The 19109-nt window shown below is 64.9% G+C and carries 16 protein-coding genes; 15 read left to right on the top strand and 1 reads right to left on the bottom strand.

The features are described 5' to 3' along the window. Positions 1–559: pyridoxal-phosphate dependent enzyme (locus tag BFD71_RS09240; RefSeq protein ID WP_141710605.1), on the bottom strand; the 559-nt coding region annotated here is incomplete at its 3' end. A gap of 549 nt (positions 560–1108) precedes the next feature. Between BFD71_RS09240 and BFD71_RS09235 the strand changes: the two genes are divergently transcribed. The 15 genes from BFD71_RS09235 (at position 1109) to BFD71_RS09165 (ending at position 18987) form a co-directional block, all read left to right on the top strand. Further along, positions 1109–5155, top strand: a complete 4047-nt coding sequence (locus BFD71_RS09235; protein ID WP_069262914.1) for a DUF3683 domain-containing protein — start codon at positions 1109–1111, stop codon at positions 5153–5155. Between the two features lie 41 nt (positions 5156–5196). Beyond that, a complete protein-coding gene (locus BFD71_RS09230; protein ID WP_069262913.1) occupies positions 5197–5622 on the top strand; it encodes an HIT family protein in 426 nt (141 codons plus the stop codon). 78 nt (positions 5623–5700) lie between these two features. Continuing rightward, complete coding sequence (locus BFD71_RS09225; protein WP_069262912.1) at positions 5701–6114, top strand: gamma-butyrobetaine hydroxylase-like domain-containing protein; 414 nt, start codon at positions 5701–5703, stop codon at positions 6112–6114. 90 nt (positions 6115–6204) lie between these two features. Then, positions 6205–6936 (top strand): bifunctional demethylmenaquinone methyltransferase/2-methoxy-6-polyprenyl-1,4-benzoquinol methylase UbiE, encoded by a 732-nt coding sequence (gene ubiE / locus BFD71_RS09220; protein WP_069262911.1) that lies wholly within the window; start codon positions 6205–6207, stop codon positions 6934–6936. 36 nt (positions 6937–6972) lie between these two features. Beyond that, complete coding sequence (locus BFD71_RS09215; RefSeq protein ID WP_069262910.1) at positions 6973–7989, top strand: Tim44 domain-containing protein; 1017 nt, start codon at positions 6973–6975, stop codon at positions 7987–7989. Between the two features lie 171 nt (positions 7990–8160). After that, complete coding sequence (locus tag BFD71_RS09210; RefSeq protein ID WP_069262909.1) at positions 8161–8796, top strand: ubiquinone biosynthesis accessory factor UbiJ; 636 nt, start codon at positions 8161–8163, stop codon at positions 8794–8796. 18 nt (positions 8797–8814) lie between these two features. Next, entirely contained in the window at positions 8815–10392 is a 1578-nt protein-coding gene (gene ubiB / locus BFD71_RS09205) for a ubiquinone biosynthesis regulatory protein kinase UbiB (protein WP_069262908.1), read from the top strand. A 27-nt stretch (positions 10393–10419) separates the two neighbouring features. Beyond that, positions 10420–11070, top strand: coding sequence for a methyltransferase domain-containing protein (locus tag BFD71_RS09200; protein ID WP_069262907.1), 651 nt, complete (start codon positions 10420–10422; stop codon positions 11068–11070). A gap of 229 nt (positions 11071–11299) precedes the next feature. Next, complete coding sequence (locus BFD71_RS09195) at positions 11300–11659, top strand: FmdB family zinc ribbon protein (RefSeq protein ID WP_069262906.1); 360 nt, start codon at positions 11300–11302, stop codon at positions 11657–11659. 97 nt (positions 11660–11756) lie between these two features. After that, the gene (locus BFD71_RS09190) at positions 11757–12398 is read left to right on the top strand and encodes a DUF502 domain-containing protein (RefSeq protein WP_042266455.1); all 642 of its coding nucleotides are present in this window, start codon (positions 11757–11759) and stop codon (positions 12396–12398) included. Between the two features lie 63 nt (positions 12399–12461). Beyond that, a complete protein-coding gene (gene aspS / locus BFD71_RS09185) occupies positions 12462–14267 on the top strand; it encodes an aspartate--tRNA ligase (protein ID WP_069262905.1) in 1806 nt (601 codons plus the stop codon). 148 nt (positions 14268–14415) lie between these two features. Further along, positions 14416–14892, top strand: coding sequence for a dihydroneopterin triphosphate diphosphatase (gene nudB / locus BFD71_RS09180; protein WP_069262904.1), 477 nt, complete (start codon positions 14416–14418; stop codon positions 14890–14892). A 7-nt stretch (positions 14893–14899) separates the two neighbouring features. Then, complete coding sequence (locus tag BFD71_RS09175) at positions 14900–16288, top strand: phospholipase D-like domain-containing protein (RefSeq protein WP_069262973.1); 1389 nt, start codon at positions 14900–14902, stop codon at positions 16286–16288. A gap of 242 nt (positions 16289–16530) precedes the next feature. Next, positions 16531–17130, top strand: a complete 600-nt coding sequence (locus BFD71_RS09170) for a TetR/AcrR family transcriptional regulator (protein WP_028206015.1) — start codon at positions 16531–16533, stop codon at positions 17128–17130. Positions 17131–17199: 69 nt separating this feature from the next. After that, entirely contained in the window at positions 17200–18987 is a 1788-nt protein-coding gene (locus BFD71_RS09165) for an acyl-CoA dehydrogenase C-terminal domain-containing protein (protein ID WP_069262903.1), read from the top strand. Positions 18988–19109 lie beyond the last annotated feature (122 nt).

Here is a 19109-nt window from a genome sequence, read left to right as displayed (position 1 = left end):
GCCCGCCGCCGCCGATCGGCACGAAGATCGCGTGAATCGGGGCCTGATGCTGGCTCAGCACCTCCATGGCCACGGTGCCCTGGCCGGCGATCACGTGGGGATCGTCGAACGGATGCACGAAGGTCAGGCCGCGTTCTTCCTGCAGGCGCACGGCGTGGGCGTAGGCGTCGCTGTACGACTCGCCGGCCTGCACGACCTCGACGGTGGCGCCGCCGTGGGCGCGCACGGCATCGACCTTCACCTGCGGCGTGGTCACCGGCACGCAGATCACGGCCTTCACGCCGAGCTTCGCCGCCGACAGCGCGACGCCCTGCGCGTGGTTGCCCGCCGAGGCGGTGATCACGCCGCGCTCAAGCTGCGCGGGCGAGAGATGCGCCATCTTGTTGTAGGCGCCGCGCAGCTTGAAGGAGAACACCGGCTGGTTGTCCTCGCGCTTGAGGAACACGGCGTTGCGCAGACGCGCCGAGAGGTTCGGGGCGCGCTCGAGTTCGGTTTCGCGGGCGACATCGTACACGCGGGCGGTGAGGATCTTCTTCAGGTATTCGTCGTGGGAGGCCATGCGAGGGCGCGCCGGGCGCGGGTTTAGGGCGGGAAAGCGTAAATGATAGCGCCAACCGCTTCAGCGCTGGCGGCGCGGCCTGGCGGCTGCCGCCGGATGCGGCGGCGCGATTCGCCGACCGGCCGGAAGGCAAATCATCGTCAAAGCGCGCGCAATCGGGCGCGAATCGCCCGTCAACGCAAGTGAATCTTGCGTGTTCACCGGGTTCCCACGCAGCGTCAGCGCGGGTGCGGATCATGCGGTAAAATCCTTTTTCGAAACAAGGATCGGATGATGCACTGGCAACCTCGGACAGCCCATTTGATGCCCGCACGGCGCGTAACCCGCCCGGCGGCGCAGCGGCACGCCCGCCACGCACGATCGTGTCGCTAAATCCGAGCGCCGGGGAACCATCGGCGTGAGCGTTGCCGCCATGTGCCTCCCCACCCTTTTCGTCCGCAGCCTGCCACAGGCGGACACGATTTCAGAATAGCGCCCCACGCGCCCCGTCAGTATCCGTCGCAGCGGCCGCGAGCCGTGCACGGGACTGGCCCAAAGAGTCGTCCAACCATGAACGCACCTCAAGTTTTCGATCCTCACGGCGCCGCCGCCGCCGTGGCCGCCGACATCGAACCGCGCCTGCGCGAGATTCCCTATAACTACACGTCGTTTTCGGACCGCGAAATCGTCATCCGCCTGCTCGGCGAAGACGCATGGAACGCGCTCGCCGAGCTGCGCGCGGAGCGCCGCACCGGCCGCTCGGCGCGCATGCTCTACGAGGTGCTGGGCGACATCTGGGTCGTGCGCCGCAACCCGTATCTGCAGGATGATCTGCTCGACAATCCGAAGCGCCGCGCGCTCCTGATCGAGGCGTTGAACCACCGCCTCGCCGAAATCGAGAAGCGCCGCCGCGCCGATCTGCAGGAGCACACGGACAAAGAAGGCGTGGATCGTGCCGCGCGCGTCGAAAAACTGGTCGGCGCCACGCGCCGCGCCATCGACGCCTTCGCGGGCGAGTTCGAGAAGATGGCCGACCTGCGCCGCCGCGCGACGAAGGTGCTCGGCAAGCGCACGGCCAAGGACAACATCCGTTTCGACGGCCTCTCGCGCGTCTCGCACGTGACCGACGCGACCGACTGGCGCGTGGAATATCCGTTCGTCGTCCTCACGCCCGATACCGAAGCCGAAATCGCGGGCCTCATCAAGGCCTGTTTCGAACTCGGCCTCACCGTGATTCCGCGCGGAGGCGGCACGGGCTACACGGGCGGTGCGGTGCCGCTCACGCCGTTCTCGGCCGTCATCAATACCGAAAAGCTCGAGCAGCTCGGGCCGGTCGAGATGACCGACCTGCCGGGCGTGAACCGCAAGGTCGCGACGATTTTCTCGGGCGCGGGCGTGGTCACGCGCCGCGTAACCGAGGCCGCCGACGCGGCGGGCTTCGTCTTCGCCGTCGATCCGACTTCGCTCGATGCGTCCTGCATCGGCGGCAACGTTGCGATGAACGCGGGCGGCAAGAAGGCGGTGCTGTGGGGCACGGCGCTCGACAATCTCGCCTGGTGGCGCATGGTCGACCCGCAGGGCAACTGGCTCGAGGTCACGCGTCTTGACCACAACATGGGCAAGATTCACGACATTCCCGTGGCGCGCTTCGAGCTGAAGTGGTTCGACGGCGAATACGCGCCGGGCGAAAAGCTGCTGCGCTCCGAATCGCTCGATATCGAAGGCAAGCGCTTCCGCAAGGAAGGCCTCGGCAAGGACGTCACCGACAAGTTCCTCGCCGGCCTGCCGGGCGTGCAGAAGGAAGGCTGCGACGGGCTCATCACGTCCGCGCGCTGGGTGCTGCACAAGATGCCCGCGCATACGCGCACGGTGTGCCTCGAGTTCTTCGGCCAGGCGCGCGAGGCGATTCCGAGCATCGTCGAAATCAAGGACTACCTGTTCGAGACGTCGAAGCAGGGCGGCGCGATTCTCGCGGGCCTCGAGCACCTCGACGAGCGCTATCTGCGCGCCGTGGGCTACGCGACCAAGAGCAAGCGCAACGCGTTTCCGAAGATGGTGCTGATCGGCGACATCGTCGGCGACGACGCCGATGCCGTGGCCGCCGCGACCTCGGAAGTCATTCGCATGGCCAACGGCAAGAGCGGCGAAGGCTTCGTCGCGGTGTCCGCCGAGGCACGCAAGCGCTTCTGGCTCGACCGCAGCCGCACGGCCGCGATTGCCAAGCACACCAACGCGTTCAAGATCAACGAAGACGTCGTGATCCCGCTCAACCGCATGGGCGAGTACACGGACGGCATCGAGCGCATCAACATCGAGCTGTCGATCAAGAACAAGCTGCAACTGGTCGACGCGCTCGAAGCGTTCTTCAAGGCGGGCAAGCTGCCGCTCGGCAAGACCGACGACGCGAACGAGATCCCCTCCGCGGAACTGCTCGAAGACCGCGTGCAGCAGGCGCTCGACCTGCTCAAACGCGTGCGCGAGCGCTGGACCTTCGTGGGCGAGAAGCTCGATCTGTCGCTGCGCGAGGCGCAGCACTACCTCGTGCAGCTGGGCTACGAGGCGCTGGCGGAGAAGTTCGCCGACCGCGTGGACGTGCAGCCCGACGCCAACGTCTTCCACGTGACTCAGGACCGCACGGTGCGCATTTCGTGGAAGCAGGAGATCCGCGCGGAACTGCGCAAGATCTTCAACGGCGGCGAATTCAAGCCGATCCTCGACGAGACGCAGGCGATCCACAAGAAGGTGCTGCGCGGGCGCGTATTCGTGGCGCTGCACATGCACGCCGGCGACGGCAACGTGCACACGAACCTGCCGGTCAACTCCGACAACTACGAGATGCTGCAGGACGCGCACCATGCGGTCGCGCGCATCATGAAGCTCGCGCGTTCGCTCGACGGCGTGATCTCGGGCGAGCACGGCATCGGCATCACGAAGCTCGAATTCCTCACGGACGAAGAGATCGCCGAGTTCCGCGCTTACAAGCAACGCGTCGATCCGCAAGGCCGCTTCAACGCGGGCAAGCTGCTCGAAGGCGCCGACCTGCGCAACGCCTACACGCCGTCGTTCGGCCTGATGGGCTACGAGTCGCTCATCATGCAGCAGTCCGACATTGGCGCGATTGCCGATTCGGTGAAGGACTGCCTGCGCTGCGGCAAGTGCAAGCCCGTGTGCGCGACGCACGTGCCGCGCGCGAACCTGCTCTACAGCCCGCGCAACAAGATTCTCGCGACTTCCTTGCTGGTCGAGGCGTTCCTGTACGAAGAGCAGACGCGCCGCGGCGTGTCGATCAAGCACTGGGACGAGTTCAACGACGTGGCCGACCACTGCACGGTCTGCCACAAATGCGTGACGCCGTGCCCGGTCAAGATCGACTTCGGCGATGTGACCATGAACATGCGCAATCTGCTGCGCAAGATGGGCAAGAAGAAGTTCAACGCGGGCAACGCGGCGGGCATGTTCTTCCTGAACGCCACCAACCCGCAGACCATCAACCTCGCGCGCACCGCGATGATGGGCGTGGGCTACAAGGCGCAGCGCCTTGGCAACGACGTGCTGAAGAAGTTCGTCAAGAAGCAGACGGCGCTGCCGCCCGCCACCACGGGCAAGCCGCCCGTGGTCGAGCAGGTGATCCACTTCGTCAACAAGAAGATGCCGGGCAACCTGCCGAAGAAGACGGCGCGCGCGTTGCTCGACATCGAAGACAACAAGATCGTGCCGATCATCCGCAACCCGAAGACGACGAACGTCGATTCGGAAGCGGTGTTCTACTTCCCCGGCTGCGGCTCGGAGCGTCTGTTCTCGCAAGTGGGCCTCGCCACCCAGGCGATGCTCTGGGAAGCGGGCGTGCAGACGGTGCTGCCGCCGGGCTACCTGTGCTGCGGCTATCCGCAGCGCGGCTCGGGCCAGTACGACAAGGCCGAGAAGATCGTCACCGACAACCGCGTGCTGTTCCATCGCGTCGCGAACACGCTGAACTACCTCGACATCAAGACCGTCGTGGTGTCGTGCGGTACGTGCTACGACCAGCTCGCGGGTTATGAATTCGACAAGATCTTCCCGGGATGCCGCATCATCGACATCCACGAGTTCCTGCTCGAGAAGGACATCAAGCTCGACGGCGTGACGGGCACGCGCTACATGTATCACGACCCGTGCCACACGCCGATCAAGACGATGGATCCGGTCAAGCTCGTCAATGAGCTGATGGGTGCTGAACACGACGGCTACAAGATCGAGAAGAACGATCGCTGCTGCGGCGAATCGGGCACGCTGGCCGTGACGCGCCCGGACGTTTCGACGCAGGTGCGTTTCCGCAAGGAAGAGGAAATCCGCAAGGGCGCGGCGAAGCTGCGCGGCATTCCGATCGTCGGCAACGGCGCGAACGGGGTGCAGCCGGCGACGCAGCAGGAAGCGGGCGGGCAGGGTACGACGCAGGACGTCAAGATTCTCACCTCTTGCCCGTCGTGCCTCCAGGGTCTGTCGCGGTACAACGAGGACGCCAACATCGAAGCCGATTACATCGTGGTGGAAATCGCCCGCCACATACTTGGCGAAAACTGGATGGCGGACTACGTTCAGAACGCGAACAATGGCGGAATCGAGCGCGTGCTGGTCTAATGGCTGCGCTCAATTTTCCGTGAACGGGTTCGAGGACGACGATGACATGCGTATTCTGCAGTGAGGAAGGCGGCGACGTGCTGTGGCAGGACGAGCGCATGCGCGTCGTGCTCGCGACTGCCGAGGCCGACTATCCCGGCTTCTGCCGGGTCATCTGGAATGCGCACGTCGCCGAATTCTCGGACCTGGGCGCGGCCGACCGGGAACATCTGATGCGCGCGGTGTACGCCGTCGAGCGTGCGCTGCGCCGCGTCATGCAGCCTTCGAAAGTGAATCTGGCGAGCCTCGGCAACCAGGTGCCGCACGTGCACTGGCACGTCATTCCGCGCTTCACGAACGATGCCCATTTCCCGCTGCCCGTCTGGGCACCGCGCCAGCGCACGGTGTCCGAGGCAATGCTGGGCCAGCGCCGCGCGCAGGCCACGCTGCTGCGCGACGCGGTGCGCCACGAAATGGAGCAGGCTTAAGGCCTGAGCGGGCGGGGGCGGTGAGCGTCCAATTGCGTCCAATACGCGTCCAACACGCATCCAACAGCGGGAACGATCATGAGTGGACTGAAATCCGATACGCCGGTGCCAAGCGGCGTCGTGGTGCACGCCGTCTCGCGCGTGCTGGAACTCCAGTATGCGAACGGGGAGAGCTACCGCGTGCCCTTCGAGCTGATGCGCGTGTATTCGCCCTCGGCGGAGGTGCGCGGGCACGGCGCCGGCCAGGAAACGCTGCAGACGGGCAAGCGCGAGGTGACGATTACGGCGCTGGAAGGTGTCGGCAACTACGCGCTGCAGCCCACGTTCTCCGACGGCCACAACACCGGCATCTACTCGTGGGACCAGCTCTATGAGCTCGCCACACGCCAGGACGAGCTCTGGGCGGAATATTTCGCCAGACTGAAGGCGGCGGGCGTCGAGCGCGACGCTCCGATGGCGGCGCCTCCTGCCGCGCATGGCCACTGCCACTGACGCTTCCTGTTACGATCCAGCCCCGCCGCATCTCTGACAGACGCGGCGCAGCACACCAATAGAACACCATTCCGCGAAAGGACGAGCGCGATGAGCAAAACCCACTTCGGCTATCAGACAGTCGACGAACAGGACAAGGCGAAGAAGGTGGCCGGCGTGTTTCACTCGGTCGCCTCGAACTACGACCTGATGAACGATCTGATGTCGGGCGGGCTGCACCGCGCGTGGAAGGCGTTCACGATCGCGCAGGCGAACATCCGGCCCGGTGCGAAGGTGCTCGACATCGCGGGCGGCACCGGCGACCTTTCCATGGCGTTCGCGAAGAAAGCGGGCCCGACGGGCGAGGTCTGGCACACCGACATCAACGAGTCGATGCTGCGCGTGGGCCGCGACCGCCTCATCGACAACGGCGTGATCACGCCGGCGCTCCTTTGCGACGCCGAGAAAATCCCCTTTCCGGACAACTATTTCGATGTGGTGACCGTGGCTTTCGGGCTGCGCAACATGACGCACAAGGACGCTGCGCTCGCCGAGATGCGCCGTGTGCTCAAGCCGGGCGGCCGCGTGCTCGTGCTCGAATTCTCGAAGGTCTGGGAGCCGCTCAAGAAGGCGTATGACGTCTATTCGTTCAAGGTGCTGCCGTGGCTTGGCCGGCGCTTCGCCCAGGACGCGGACAGCTACCAGTACCTCGCGGAATCGATCCGCATGCATCCGGACCAGGAAACACTCAAGACGATGATGGAACAAGTCGGCCTCGAAGCCGTCAAATATTACAATTTGTCAGCTGGCGTGGTAGCCTTACACGTCGGCACAAAGTATTAGTGTTCCCAACTCACTGTCTTTAAAGGAATTTTCGCCATGTCTGAGCCCTGCAACGTTGCTTCCAAAAAGCTTTCATCGTCATGGGCCAGACGAATCGGCGTCCTGGCCCTTGCCGGCGTGATGGTTGCCGGCAGCCTTGCATCGTTCGACGCAGAGGCTCGCCGCATGGGTGGCGGCCGCAGTTTCGGCAAGCAGTCGTCCACGGCTACGCAGCGCAGCACCACGCCGCCGCCGGCCCAGCCCACCCCCGCGAATCCCGCGCAGCAGGCCGGCGCCCAGCGCGCTCCCGGCACGCCGGCTCCCACGCCCGCGCCCGCACCGGCGCGCAATCGCTGGCTTGGGCCGATCGCGGGCCTCGCAGCGGGTCTCGGCATCGCCGCGCTGCTTTCGCACTTCGGTCTTGGCGAGGCGTTTGCCGGCATGATGGCCAACATGATCGTCATTGCGATCATCGCCTTTATCGCCGTCTGGCTGATCCGCAAGTTCATGAGCCGCCGCCGTGCCGCGGAACCCGCGTACCAGGGCGGGTATGCGTCGAACAGCATGAACCCGTCGTCGGGCGGGTATCAGCCGCAGGAGCCGCGCTACACCGCGCCGCCCACGGGGCAGTACCTCGCGCCTGAAGCCAATCCGCTGAGCACGCCGCAAATCGATACGCCGGCAGCGGCGTCGATTCCGGCCGGCTTCGACACGGAAGCCTTCGTACGCAATGCCAAGGTTTACTTCGTGCGCCTGCAGGCCGCATGGGACGCGGGCAACATGGACGACATCCGCGAATTCACGACGCCCGAGATGTTCGCCGAAATCCGCGTCGATCTCGCGGGCCGCGGCGCGCAGCCCAACCAGACCGACGTCGTGCAGCTCAACGCGGACCTGCTCGGCGTGGAAGACCGCGGCAGCGAATACCTTGCGAGCGTGCGCTTCTCCGGCCTGATTCGCGAAGCCATGGGTGAGCCGGCCGCGCCGTTCGTCGAGGTATGGAATCTCTCGAAGTCGCGCACGTCGGGCGAAGGCTGGCTGCTCGCGGGCATCCAGCAGGTCGAATCTCACTGAGCCGGTAGCCGGGCCGAGCGTCTCGTGACTTGATCCAGATCGCAGTGCGGTGCCTTCCAGGCGCCCCGCCGCATTCGACAGGGCAGGGCGGCGGCGCGATCCTGTGGCTCGAACGTTACAATAGGAACCCGCCCGGGCTTGTGCCCGTGCGGGTTTTCTTATTCCAAGCCGATGACTCTTGCCGCCAAGCCCTTCGCTGCCGCCGTCAATCACCTGCTCGCCCGCGAAACGTGGGCACGCGAGCGTCTCGCCCCCTATGCCGGCAAGACGGCCCGTCTCACCTGTGCGCCCATCGTGCTCACGCTGCTCGTGCAGCCGGACGGCTATCTGGGCGCGGTCGAGGACCACGATGCGGGCGACGTCGATGTGACGCTCTCGCTGCCCGCAGGCGCGCTCTCGTCGTTCATGCAGGGCGGCCAGGCGGCCGTGATGAAGCACGTGAAGATCGAGGGCGATGCCGAGTTTGCGCAGGTCATCGGCAAGCTCGCCGAGCATCTGCGCTGGGAGCCCGAAGAGGACCTCGCGAAGCTGATCGGCGACGCCCCGGCTTCACGCATCGCCACGCTCGCGCGCGCCGCGAGCGAGCAGGCCCTGCGCACCGGGCGCAACGTGCTCGGCTCGGTCACGGAATATCTGCTCGATGAAAATCCGCAGCTCGTGCGGCGCGCCGAGCTCGACGGCTTCAATGAAGAGCTGTCGCGCGCACGCGACGCGCTGGCGCGCGTGGAAAAGCGCATCGAGCGGCTCGAACAAAAATCACAGGCCGGCGGCGGGAGCCAAAGCGCTGCGCCGCGCGGCTCGCGCTAGTCAACAGGCCCCCCAGACATGCGTTTTCTGCGTTTCCTCAAGATTTTCTTCACCGTCATCCGCTTCGGCCTGGACGAGATGATGTTGAGCCGGATCAACGACCGGCGTGTCGCGCTGCTTCTGCGCATCACCACGATCGGCCGTCGCTTCGACGATCCGCCCGGTTTGCGTCTGCGTCTCGCGCTGGAAAGCCTCGGCCCGATCTTCGTGAAATTCGGCCAGGTGCTGTCCACGCGCCGCGATCTGCTGCCGCCCGATATCGCCAACGAACTGGCGAAGCTGCAGGATCAGGTGCCGCCGTTCGATTCGAACGTGGCGATCGGCCTGATCGAGAAGTCGCTGGGCGCACCGGTCGACACGATCTTCGACGAGTTCGAGCGCGTGCCGGTGGCGAGCGCATCGATTGCCCAGGTGCACTTCGCCAAGGTGAAGTCGGGCCAGCACGCGGGCAAGCCGGTGGCGGTGAAGGTGCTGCGCCCGAACATGCGTCCGGTGATCGACTCCGACCTCGCGCTGCTGCGCGACATCGCCGTGTGGGCCGAGCGCCTGTGGGCCGACGGCAAGCGTCTGAAGCCGCGCGAAGTGGTGGCCGAATTCGACAAGTACCTGCACGACGAGCTCGACCTCATGCGCGAGGCCGCGAACGGCAGCCAGTTGCGCCGCAATTTCGCGGGCCTCGACCTGCTGCTCGTGCCGGAAATGTACTGGGAATTCAGCACGGCCAACGTGCTGGTGATGGAGCGCATGGTCGGCGTGCCGATCAGCCAGGTGGACAAGCTGCGGGCGGCAGGCGTGGACATTCCGAAGCTCGCGCGCGAGGGTGTCGAGATCTTCTTCACGCAGGTGTTCCGCGACGGCTTCTTTCACGCCGACATGCACCCCGGCAACATTCAGGTGAGTCTCGATCCCGTGCATTTCGGCCGCTATATTGCGCTCGATTTCGGCATCGTCGGCGCGTTGTCCGACTTCGACAAGAATTATCTCGCGCAGAACTTTCTCGCGTTCTTCAAGCGCGACTATCACCGCGTGGCGACGCTGCATATCGAATCGGGGTGGGTACCGCCCAACACGCGCGTGGAGGAGCTGGAAAGCGCGATTCGCGCCGTGTGCGAACCGTATTTCGACCGGGCGTTGAAGGACATCTCGCTCGGCCAGGTGCTGCTGCGCCTCTTCCAGACCTCGCGGCGCTTCAACGTGGAAATCCAGCCGCAGCTCGTGCTGCTGCAAAAGACCATGCTCAACGTCGAAGGTCTCGGGCGCTCGCTCGATCCGGAGCTCGATCTCTGGAAAACAGCGAAGCCGTATCTCGAGCGCTGGATGACCGAGCAGATCGGCCTGCGCGGCTGGTACGAGCGCTTCAAGATCGAAGCGCCGCAATGGAGCAAGACGCTGCCGCAATTGCCGCGCCTTGTGCACCAGGCGCTCCTGCATCGGCAGGAACCGGGCGGTTTCGCGAACGACGAGACGATCCGCGCGATGCTCGCCGAGCAACGCCGCACGAACCGCCTGCTGCAGGGCCTGCTCCTGTTCGGCGTTGCCGTGGGCGTGGGCATGGTGGCCGCGCGCGTGTGGCTCGCGTTTGCCTACGGCGGCTGACGGACCACGTGAACAAGGAGTGAGACGATGAGCGACCCGACCCTGCCGCCGCAACCGGGCGAAGTGCCCGAGTTCGAAACCCGCGACCCGGCGTCGCCCTCGTTCTGGAATGAGCGCTTTGCGCGCGGCTTCACGCCGTGGGATCAGGCGGGCGTGCAGCGCCAGTTCGAAGCCTTCGCCACGGCGCACCCTGGCGCCGCGGTGCTGATTCCGGGCTGTGGTAATGCCTGGGAAGCACGTTGGCTCGCCGAGCGCGGCCGTACGGTGCGCGCCATCGACTTCGCGCCGGCCGCGGTCGCGAGCGCGCGCACGGCGCTGGGGCAGTACGACGGTGTCGTCGAAGAGGCGGACTTCTACGCCTACACGCCGCCGTTCATGCCGGCCTGGGTGTTCGAGCGCGCGTTCCTGTGCGCGCTGCCCAAAACGCAGCGCGCGAGCTACGCCACCCGCATGGCCCAGCTGTTGCAGCCCGGCGCATTGCTCGCGGGCTATTTCTTCATCGGCGAGACGCCCAAGGGCCCGCCGTTCGCGATCGCGCGCGACGAACTCGACGCCTTGCTCATGCCGTACTTCACGTTGGCCGACGATCAGCCCGTGGCCGACTCGCTGCCCGTGTTCGTCGGGCGCGAGCGATGGCTCGTGTGGCGCCGCAACGACGTCGCGCCGTCGCCCGTTTGAGCGGGGTTGGAGCTGTCTCAGGCCGGCACGCCGTGCGCTTGCCGCCTTGCATGGCCGCGCGCGCTCTTGATGTGCGCGCAACCTGCCCTCATCTAAACCGAGGCGGCCGCAACCCTCCGACCTTCCCCGCTGGACGCCCAACCCCGGTAAATGCCAGGGGCGATCCCGGTTTGCGGCTATAATTCAAGGCTTTGCAAGCAATTATCAGATTTTCATCAGGATAGAGATCATGCCGATCTACGCTTATCGCTGCGAGTCGTGCGGCTTCGACAAGGACGTGCTCCAAAAGATGAGCGATGCGCCCCTGACGCAGTGCCCGAGCTGTGGCGCGGACGCGTTTCGCAAGCAGGTGACCGCAGCGGGCTTTCAGCTGAAGGGTTCGGGCTGGTACGTCACCGATTTCCGCGGCGGCAACGGCAGCAAGAGCGGCGCGGCGGCCGGCGCGAAGGAGGCTGGCGAAAACGCGCCGTCGTCGGAAGCCGGCAAGCCGGCCGGCGAGGGCGCCACGAGTGCTTCCAGCGATTCGGGCGCAGCCGCGCCCGCCGCGAGCACCCCGGCGAGTACGCCCAGCCCGGCAGCCTCGACCTGACAACCTGCGGCGCGATTCCTCTATTTCCGGGGACACGCGCCGCGCCGTAGCCGCGCCGGCAGCCCGTTTGCTGCGCACGGCCCGCATGGCGGTGTACATGACGATCAAGAAAGCGACGTTCAAATCGGTATTCCTGACCGGCCTGCTGGTGCTGGTGCCGTTGGCCATCACGCTGTGGGTGCTGAACCTCGTCATCGGTACGATGGATCAGACGCTGCTGCTGCTGCCCGAATCGTGGCGGCCGGAGCGCATGTTCGGCGTGCGCCTGCCGGGACTCGGCGCGGTGCTCACGCTCGCGTTCATCTTCGGGGTCGGTTTGCTCACCCACAACTTCATCGGGCAGAAGCTGGTGGAGTGGTGGAACGCGCTGGTGCGCCGCATTCCGATCATCGGACCGCTGTACGGCAGCATCCAGCAGGTTTCCGATACACTGCTTTCGAGCAACGGCAATGCATTTCGCAAAGCGCTCCTGATCGAATACCCGCGCAAGGGTTCGTGGACGATCGCGTTTCTCACCGGCATTCCCGGCGGCGACGTAGTCAACCACCTGCAGGAAGATCACGTGAGCGTCTATGTCCCGACTACGCCGAATCCGACGTCGGGCTTTTTCCTGATGGTGCCAAAGAGCGAGGTGGTCGAGCTGGACATGACCGTCGACGCCGCGCTCAAGTATATTGTTTCGATGGGCGTGGTCGCGCCGGCAACCTCACCACGCCGCCCCATCGATCCTCCGCTTTAATACCGGACGACGCGCTGCTGCGCGCCGCTCCCGTTCATTCATGCATAACGAAAGACGAACATCATGTCGATGAGATCTGAATACTGCGGTCTGGTGACCGAACAGCTGCTGGGCCAAACTGTTTCGCTGTGCGGATGGGTGCAGCGCCGCCGCGACCATGGCGGCGTCATCTTCATCGACCTGCGCGACCGCGAGGGCCTCGTTCAGGTCGTGTGCGACCCGGACCGCGCGGAGATGTTCAAGATCGCCGAAGGCGTGCGCAACGAGTTCTGCGTGCAGGTCAAGGGTCTCGTTCGCAATCGTCCGGAAGGCACGGTCAACGCGAACCTCACGAGCGGCAAGATCGAAGTGCTGTGCCACGAAATCGTGGTGCTCAACGCGTCGGTCACGCCGCCGTTCCAGCTCGACGACGACAACCTCTCGGAAACCACGCGCCTCACGCATCGCGTGCTCGACCTGCGCCGTCCGCAGATGCAGCACAACCTGCGTTTGCGCTACCGCGTGACGATGGCCGTGCGCAAGTATCTCGACGCGCTCGGCTTCATCGACATCGAAACGCCGATGCTCACGAAGAGCACGCCGGAAGGCGCGCGCGACTACCTCGTGCCGTCGCGCGTGAACGCAGGCCAGTTCTTCGCACTGCCGCAGTCGCCGCAGCTCTTCAAGCAGCTCCTGATGGTGGCGAACTTCGATCGCTACTACCAGATCGTCAAGTGCTTCCGCGACGAAGACCTGCGCGCCGACCGTCAGCCCGAATTCACGCAGATCGACTGCGAAACGTCCTTCCTCGGCGAGCAGGAAATCCGCGACCTGTTCGAAGACATGGCGCGCCACGTGTTCAAGGAAACGATCGATGTCGAGCTCGACGCGAAGTTCCCGATCATGCCGTATGCGGAAGCCATGAGCCGCTTCGGTTCGGACAAGCCGGACCTGCGCGTGAAGCTCGAATTCACCGAACTGACCGACGCCATGAAGGACGTCGACTTCAAGGTATTCAGCGCACCGGCCAACACGAAGGACGGCCGCGTCGCGGCGCTGCGCGTGCCGAAGGGCGGCGAGCTGTCGCGTGGCGACATCGACGGCTACACGGAATTCGTGCGTATCTACGGCGCGAAGGGTCTCGCGTGGATCAAGGTCAACGAAGCCGCGAAGGGCCGTGACGGTCTGCAAAGCCCGATCGTCAAGAACCTGCACGACGCCGCGATCGCCGCGATCCTCGAGCGCACCGGCGCGCAAGACGGCGACATCATTTTCTTCGCGGCAGACCGCGCGAAGGTCGTGAACGACAGCCTCGGTGCACTGCGCCTGAAGATCGGCCACTCGGAGTTCGGCCGTGCCAACGGCCTCGTCGAGAAGGGCTGGAAGCCGCTGTGGGTGATCGACTTCCCGATGTTCGAGTACGACGAGGAAGAAAACCGCTACGTGGCCGCGCACCACCCGTTCACGAGCCCGAAGGACGAGCACCTGGAATACCTCGAAACGGATCCGGGCCGCTGCCTCGCCAAGGCTTACGACATGGTGCTCAACGGCTGGGAAATCGGCGGCGGCTCGGTGCGTATCTATCAGGAAGACGTGCAGAGCAAGGTGTTCCGCGCGCTCAAGATCAATGCGGAAGAAGCGCGCGCGAAGTTCGGCTTCCTCCTCGACGCGCTGCAATACGGCGCGCCGCCGCACGGCGGTATCGCGTTCGGTCTGGACCGCATCGTCACGATGATGGCCGGCGCCGATTCGATTCGCGACGTGATCGCGTTCCCGAAGACGCAACGCGCGCAGGACCTGCTTACGCAGGCCCCGAGCCCGGTGGACGAGCGCCAGCTGCGCGAACTGCACATCCGTCTGCGTCAGCCCGAGCAGAAGACGGCGCAGTAAGCCGCCCTTCGGCTGCGAAGGCCCGTCAGGGCTTTTGCATCGCAACAACAAAAAAGGCGCATCGTGCGCCTTTTTCGCTTTTTGCGTTAAATTACCTTTAGACGCGCCGCGGGCGCGCAGCGCGCGTTCCTCCCCACGCTCCATCACCATGCAGAAGCCGCCGAAGATTCCGGAATCCGTACTCGTCGTCATCCATACGCCGCAACTGGAGGTCCTGATCATCGAACGCGCCGACCGGCCGGGTTTCTGGCAGTCGGTCACCGGCTCGAAAGATCGCCCAGGCGAGCCGTTCGCCGAAACCGCCGTGCGCGAGGTGGGCGAGGAGACCGGTATTGCTGTGGGCGCCGGGGACGTTCCGCAGGCGGCGCTGCTCGACTGGCATCACGAGATCGAGTACGAAATCTATCCCGTTTGGCGCCATCGCTATGCGCCCGGCGTCACGCGCAACACCGAGCACTGGTTCAGCCTGGAAGTGCCAACGGGCACAGTCGTCACGCTCGCGCCGCGCGAGCATACGGCTTATCTGTGGCTGCCTTACGAGCAGGCGGCGGCGAAGTGCTTCTCGTGGTCGAACCGCGAAGCCATCCTGCAACTGCCCATGCGGCTACGCGAAGGGCGTGGGTGAACGCGACATGAGCGAAACCAGTACCGATCCCGGCATTGAATCGCAGCGCGTGGTGCGGCTACGCGAGGCGCTGCTTGGCCGGCGCTATCGTTCGCGCTATCGCTTCACGAGCGGCAACGACGTGCGCCTGTTCGGCTCGAGCGCCGGTCTGTTCGGCGCGATGATCGAGCGCATCGACGCCGCCGAGCGGGACGTCGCGCTCGAAACCTATATTTTCTGCGACGACGACATTGGCCGCGCGCTCTCCGATGCGCTCATGCGCGCGGCGTCGCGCGGCGTGCGCGTGCGCGTCATCACCGACGGCATCGGCTCGCCGCGCATTGCGCTGTTCGAGACCTGGCCGGGCGCGGGGGTGGAGCACCGCGTCTACAACCCGCATATCTTCGGGCGCTTCGGTTTTTCGCGCACGCACCGCAAGCTCGCCGTGATCGACGACCAGTTCGCCTTCTGCGGCGGCATCAACGTGATCGACGATTTCGAGCAGGACGGCCACAGGCTGCCCTACGCGCGCTGGGATTTCGCCGTCGAGCTGAACGGTCCCGTGGTCGTGGACGTGCGCCTTGCGATCGAGCAGCAGTGGCGGCGTATCCGGCTCGGCTACCGGCCGCCGCTGCCCCAGCAACTCTCGCCCGGCGTGCCCGCGAGCGCGGGTTTCATGTCGCCGCATCCCACCGGCCACACGGTGGGGCGCCCCACGCAGATCGTCGACGACGCGCTGCGCGCGCTTGCACCCACTGTTAGCTCGCCGCGGGCGAAACGCTTCTTCACGCGTCTGCGCGAGCGCCTGCGCGCGAGCGTGCGCGATCCGCGCGCGGCGCAGGTGCCCTGTGTGGCGTTCGTCGCGCGCGACAACGTGGTGAACCGGCGCGCGATCGAAAAGGCTTATCTCGACGCCATCGGCGAGGCGCGCAAGGAAGTGCTGCTCGCCAATCCGTATTTCATGCCGGGCCGGCGGCTGCGTCGCGCGCTCGTGAGCGCCGCGGAGCGCGGCGTGGCGGTCAAGCTTCTGGTCGGACGAAAGGAATTCAAGGTACTCGACTACGGGGTGCCGTTCCTCTATCACCAGCTTCTCAGCGCGGGCGTGCAGATTGCGGAGTACGAGAAAACGATGCTCCACGGCAAGGTGGCCGTTGTCGATTCGAGCTGGGGCACCGTGGGTTCCTCGAACCTCGACGCGCTCAGCCTCGTGCTCAATAACGAGGCCAACGTGCTGCTCGTGCAGCATCCGCAGATCGAACAGCTGCGCTGCGAGATCCTCGCGGCGTTCGGCGACGCCGCACAGATCGACCGTGCGCGCTACGAGGCGCGGCCGTGGCACGTACGCGCCGTGAACTGGCTCGCCTGGGCGTTCTATCGTGCGCTCATGAAGCTCATCACCGTGGGCGGCTACGACTAGAAACAGAAAGCTGCCATACGAATCCCCGCTCGTGCAATCGAGAGAATGTCGGCTTGCGCGCGGCGCACGAACCTCGAAAATTAGAGTACCGGTTAGAAATCGGTTTCTAATAAAGTCCTTGTTTCGCGGACGGCCGTCCCCAACAATAGTACGGCCGTTCGATTTAATTCGGGCCCAGATGTAAGCAGTTAATGAGCAGTTGACAGCGACATCGAGGCCACATCGTTACGGTAAAGAAAGCTATGCGAAAAGGCGAACAGACACGAGCCGCCATTCTGGATGCAGCACTCGACCTCGCAGGTCGCGATGGCCTTGAAGGCTTGACCATCGGCCTGCTCGCCGAGCGCATGCAGATGAGCAAGAGTGGCGTCTTCGCTCACTTCGGGTCTCGGGAAGACCTGCAGGTCGAGGTGGTGCGCGAGTACCACCGTCGATTCGAGGAAGAAGTCTTCTTTCCGAGTTTGCGTGAGCCACGCGGTTTGCCGCGTCTGCGTGCGATGCTGTCGCGATGGTTCGAGAAGCGCATTCACGAAGTCACGACCGGCTGCATCTACATCAGCGGCGCCGTCGAGTACGACGACCGCGCGGACAGCCAGGTGCGCGAGACGCTGGTCGCGAGCGTGTCGATGTGGCGCGCGGCGCTCCTGAGGGCCATTTCGCAGGCAATCGAAGAAGGCCATTTGCGCAAGGAGACCGATCCCGCGCTGATGCTCTTCGAACTGTATAGCGTGACGCTCGGCCTGCATCATGACGGCCGCTTCCTGCATCTGCCGGACGCGGTCGAGCATACGTGGGCTGCGTTCGAGAAGCTGATTGTTTCGTATCAGAGCGAGACCCAGTAGCGCCCGGCCGCAACATCGAAGTCGCGGCGGCGCGCGAGGGACCCGAAGCTCAAATTTTGGAGAGAAGACATGGGACAGTACACCGCGCCGCTGCGCGACATGCAGTTCGTTCTGCACGAACTGCTGAACGTGGAAGGCGAAGTGAAGCAGATGCCGAAGCACGCCGACCTCGACGCCGACACCATCAACCAGGTGCTCGAAGAAGCCGGAAAATTCTGCTCCGAGGTGCTGTTTCCGCTGAACCAGGTCGGCGACCGTGAAGGCTGCACGTACGCCGGCGACGGCGTCGTCACCACGCCTGCTGGTTTCAAGGAAGCGTACAAGCAATACGTCGAAGCGGGCTGGCCCGCGCTCGGCTGCGATCCCGAATACGGCGGCCAGGGCCTGCCCGCGTTCGTGAACAACGCGCTCTACGAAATGCTGAACTCGGCGAACCAGGCGTGGACCATGTATCCGGGTCTCTCGCATGGCGCCTACGAGTGTCTGCATGCACACGGCACGCCCGAACTCCAGAAGGCCTACCTTCCGAAGCTCGTCGAAGGCGTGTGGACCGGCACGATGTGCCTGACCGAGCCGCACTGCGGCACCGATCTCGGCATCCTGCGCACGAAGGCCGAGCCGAACGGCGACGGCTCGTACGCGATCACCGGCACGAAGATTTTCATCTCGAGCGGTGAGCACGACATGGCCGAGAACATCATCCACCTCGTGCTCGCTCGACTGCCCGATGCGCCGCCGGGAACCAAGGGCATCTCGCTGTTCGTCGTGCCGAAGTTCATCCCCACCGCAGCGGGCGAAGTGGGCGAGCGCAACGGCATCAAATGCGGCTCGATCGAGCACAAGATGGGCATTCACGGCAACGCGACCTGCGTGATGAACCTCGACGGCGCGAAGGGCTGGCTCGTCGGCGAACCGAACAAGGGCTTGAACGCCATGTTCGTGATGATGAACGCGGCGCGTCTGGGCGTCGGCATGCAAGGCCTCGGCCTTACTGAAGTGGCTTACCAGAACTCGCTCGTCTATGCGAAGGAGCGCCTGCAGATGCGCTCGCTGACGGGCCCGAAGGCGCCCGAAAAGGCCGCTGACCCAATCATCGTGCATCCGGACGTGCGCCGCATGCTGCTCACGCAGAAGGCCTGGGCCGAAGGCGCGCGCGCCTTCACGTACTGGTCCGCGCTGCAGATCGACAAGGAACTCTCGCACGGCGACGAAGGCGAGCGCAAGGAAGCGGCCGACCTCGTCGCGCTGCTCACGCCGATCATCAAGGCCTTCCTCACCGACAACGCGTTCGAGAGCACCAACCTCGGCATGCAGGTGTTCGGCGGCCACGGCTTCATCTCCGAGTGGGGCATGGAGCAGTACGTGCGCGACGCGCGTATCAACCAGATCTACGAAGGCACGAACACGATCCAGTCGCTCGACCTGCTGGGCCGCAAGGTGCTGGGCGATATGGGCGCGAAGCTCAAGAAGTTCGGCAAGCTCGTGACGGATTTCGTCGAAGCCGAAGGCGTCAAGCCGGAAATGCAGGAGTTCGTGAATCCGCTCGCCGACATCGGCGACAAGATGCAGAAGCTCACGATGGAAATCGGCATGAAGGCGATGCAGAACCCGGACGAAGTGGGCGCGGCCGCGGTGCCGTATCTGCGCACGGCGGGCCACCTCGTGTTCGCCTACTTCTGGGCACGCATGGCGCGCATCGCGCTCGACAAGGAAAGCTCGGGCGATCCGTTCTACAAGTCGAAGCTGGCCACGGCGCGTTTCTATTTCGCGAAGCTGTTGCCCGAAACGGCCACGTCGATCCGCCAGGCGCGCGCGGGTTCGAAGACGCTGATGGAAGTCGACGAAGCGCTGTTCTAAAAGCCAACGGGCGCGCGCTTTTCAAAGGCGCGCGCGCCGTCAACACGATGTCCGGAGGCGGCCCACGTTGAAACGCGCCGCCCTCACACCTCAATCCGCTCGACATTGCATACCCGCTGGAG

The sequence above is a fragment of the Paraburkholderia nodosa genome, assembly GCF_001718195.1.
GTDB classification, from domain to species: Bacteria; Pseudomonadota; Gammaproteobacteria; order Burkholderiales; family Burkholderiaceae; genus Paraburkholderia; species Paraburkholderia nodosa_A.
This window is presented reverse-complemented; position numbering and strand designations above follow the sequence as displayed.

Bases quoted from the DNA above. Each gene is read 5' to 3' on its own strand.
- BFD71_RS09165 (WP_069262903.1), top strand. From the start codon at position 17,200: ATGGGACAGTACACCGCGCCGCTGCGCGACATGCAGTTCGTTCTGCAC.
- BFD71_RS09190 (WP_042266455.1), top strand. From the start codon at position 11,757: ATGACGATCAAGAAAGCGACGTTCAAATCGGTATTCCTGACCGGCCTG.
- BFD71_RS09175 (WP_069262973.1), top strand. From the start codon at position 14,900: ATGAGCGAAACCAGTACCGATCCCGGCATTGAATCGCAGCGCGTGGTG.
- BFD71_RS09200 (WP_069262907.1), top strand. From the start codon at position 10,420: ATGAGCGACCCGACCCTGCCGCCGCAACCGGGCGAAGTGCCCGAGTTC.
- nudB (WP_069262904.1), top strand. From the start codon at position 14,416: ATGCAGAAGCCGCCGAAGATTCCGGAATCCGTACTCGTCGTCATCCAT.
- BFD71_RS09210 (WP_069262909.1), top strand. From the start codon at position 8,161: ATGACTCTTGCCGCCAAGCCCTTCGCTGCCGCCGTCAATCACCTGCTC.
- aspS (WP_069262905.1), top strand. From the start codon at position 12,462: ATGTCGATGAGATCTGAATACTGCGGTCTGGTGACCGAACAGCTGCTG.
- BFD71_RS09215 (WP_069262910.1), top strand. From the start codon at position 6,973: ATGTCTGAGCCCTGCAACGTTGCTTCCAAAAAGCTTTCATCGTCATGG.
- ubiE (WP_069262911.1), top strand. From the start codon at position 6,205: ATGAGCAAAACCCACTTCGGCTATCAGACAGTCGACGAACAGGACAAG.
- ubiB (WP_069262908.1), top strand. From the start codon at position 8,815: ATGCGTTTTCTGCGTTTCCTCAAGATTTTCTTCACCGTCATCCGCTTC.
- BFD71_RS09170 (WP_028206015.1), top strand. From the start codon at position 16,531: ATGCGAAAAGGCGAACAGACACGAGCCGCCATTCTGGATGCAGCACTC.
- BFD71_RS09225 (WP_069262912.1), top strand. From the start codon at position 5,701: ATGAGTGGACTGAAATCCGATACGCCGGTGCCAAGCGGCGTCGTGGTG.
- BFD71_RS09195 (WP_069262906.1), top strand. From the start codon at position 11,300: ATGCCGATCTACGCTTATCGCTGCGAGTCGTGCGGCTTCGACAAGGAC.
- BFD71_RS09230 (WP_069262913.1), top strand. From the start codon at position 5,197: ATGACATGCGTATTCTGCAGTGAGGAAGGCGGCGACGTGCTGTGGCAG.
- BFD71_RS09235 (WP_069262914.1), top strand. From the start codon at position 1,109: ATGAACGCACCTCAAGTTTTCGATCCTCACGGCGCCGCCGCCGCCGTG.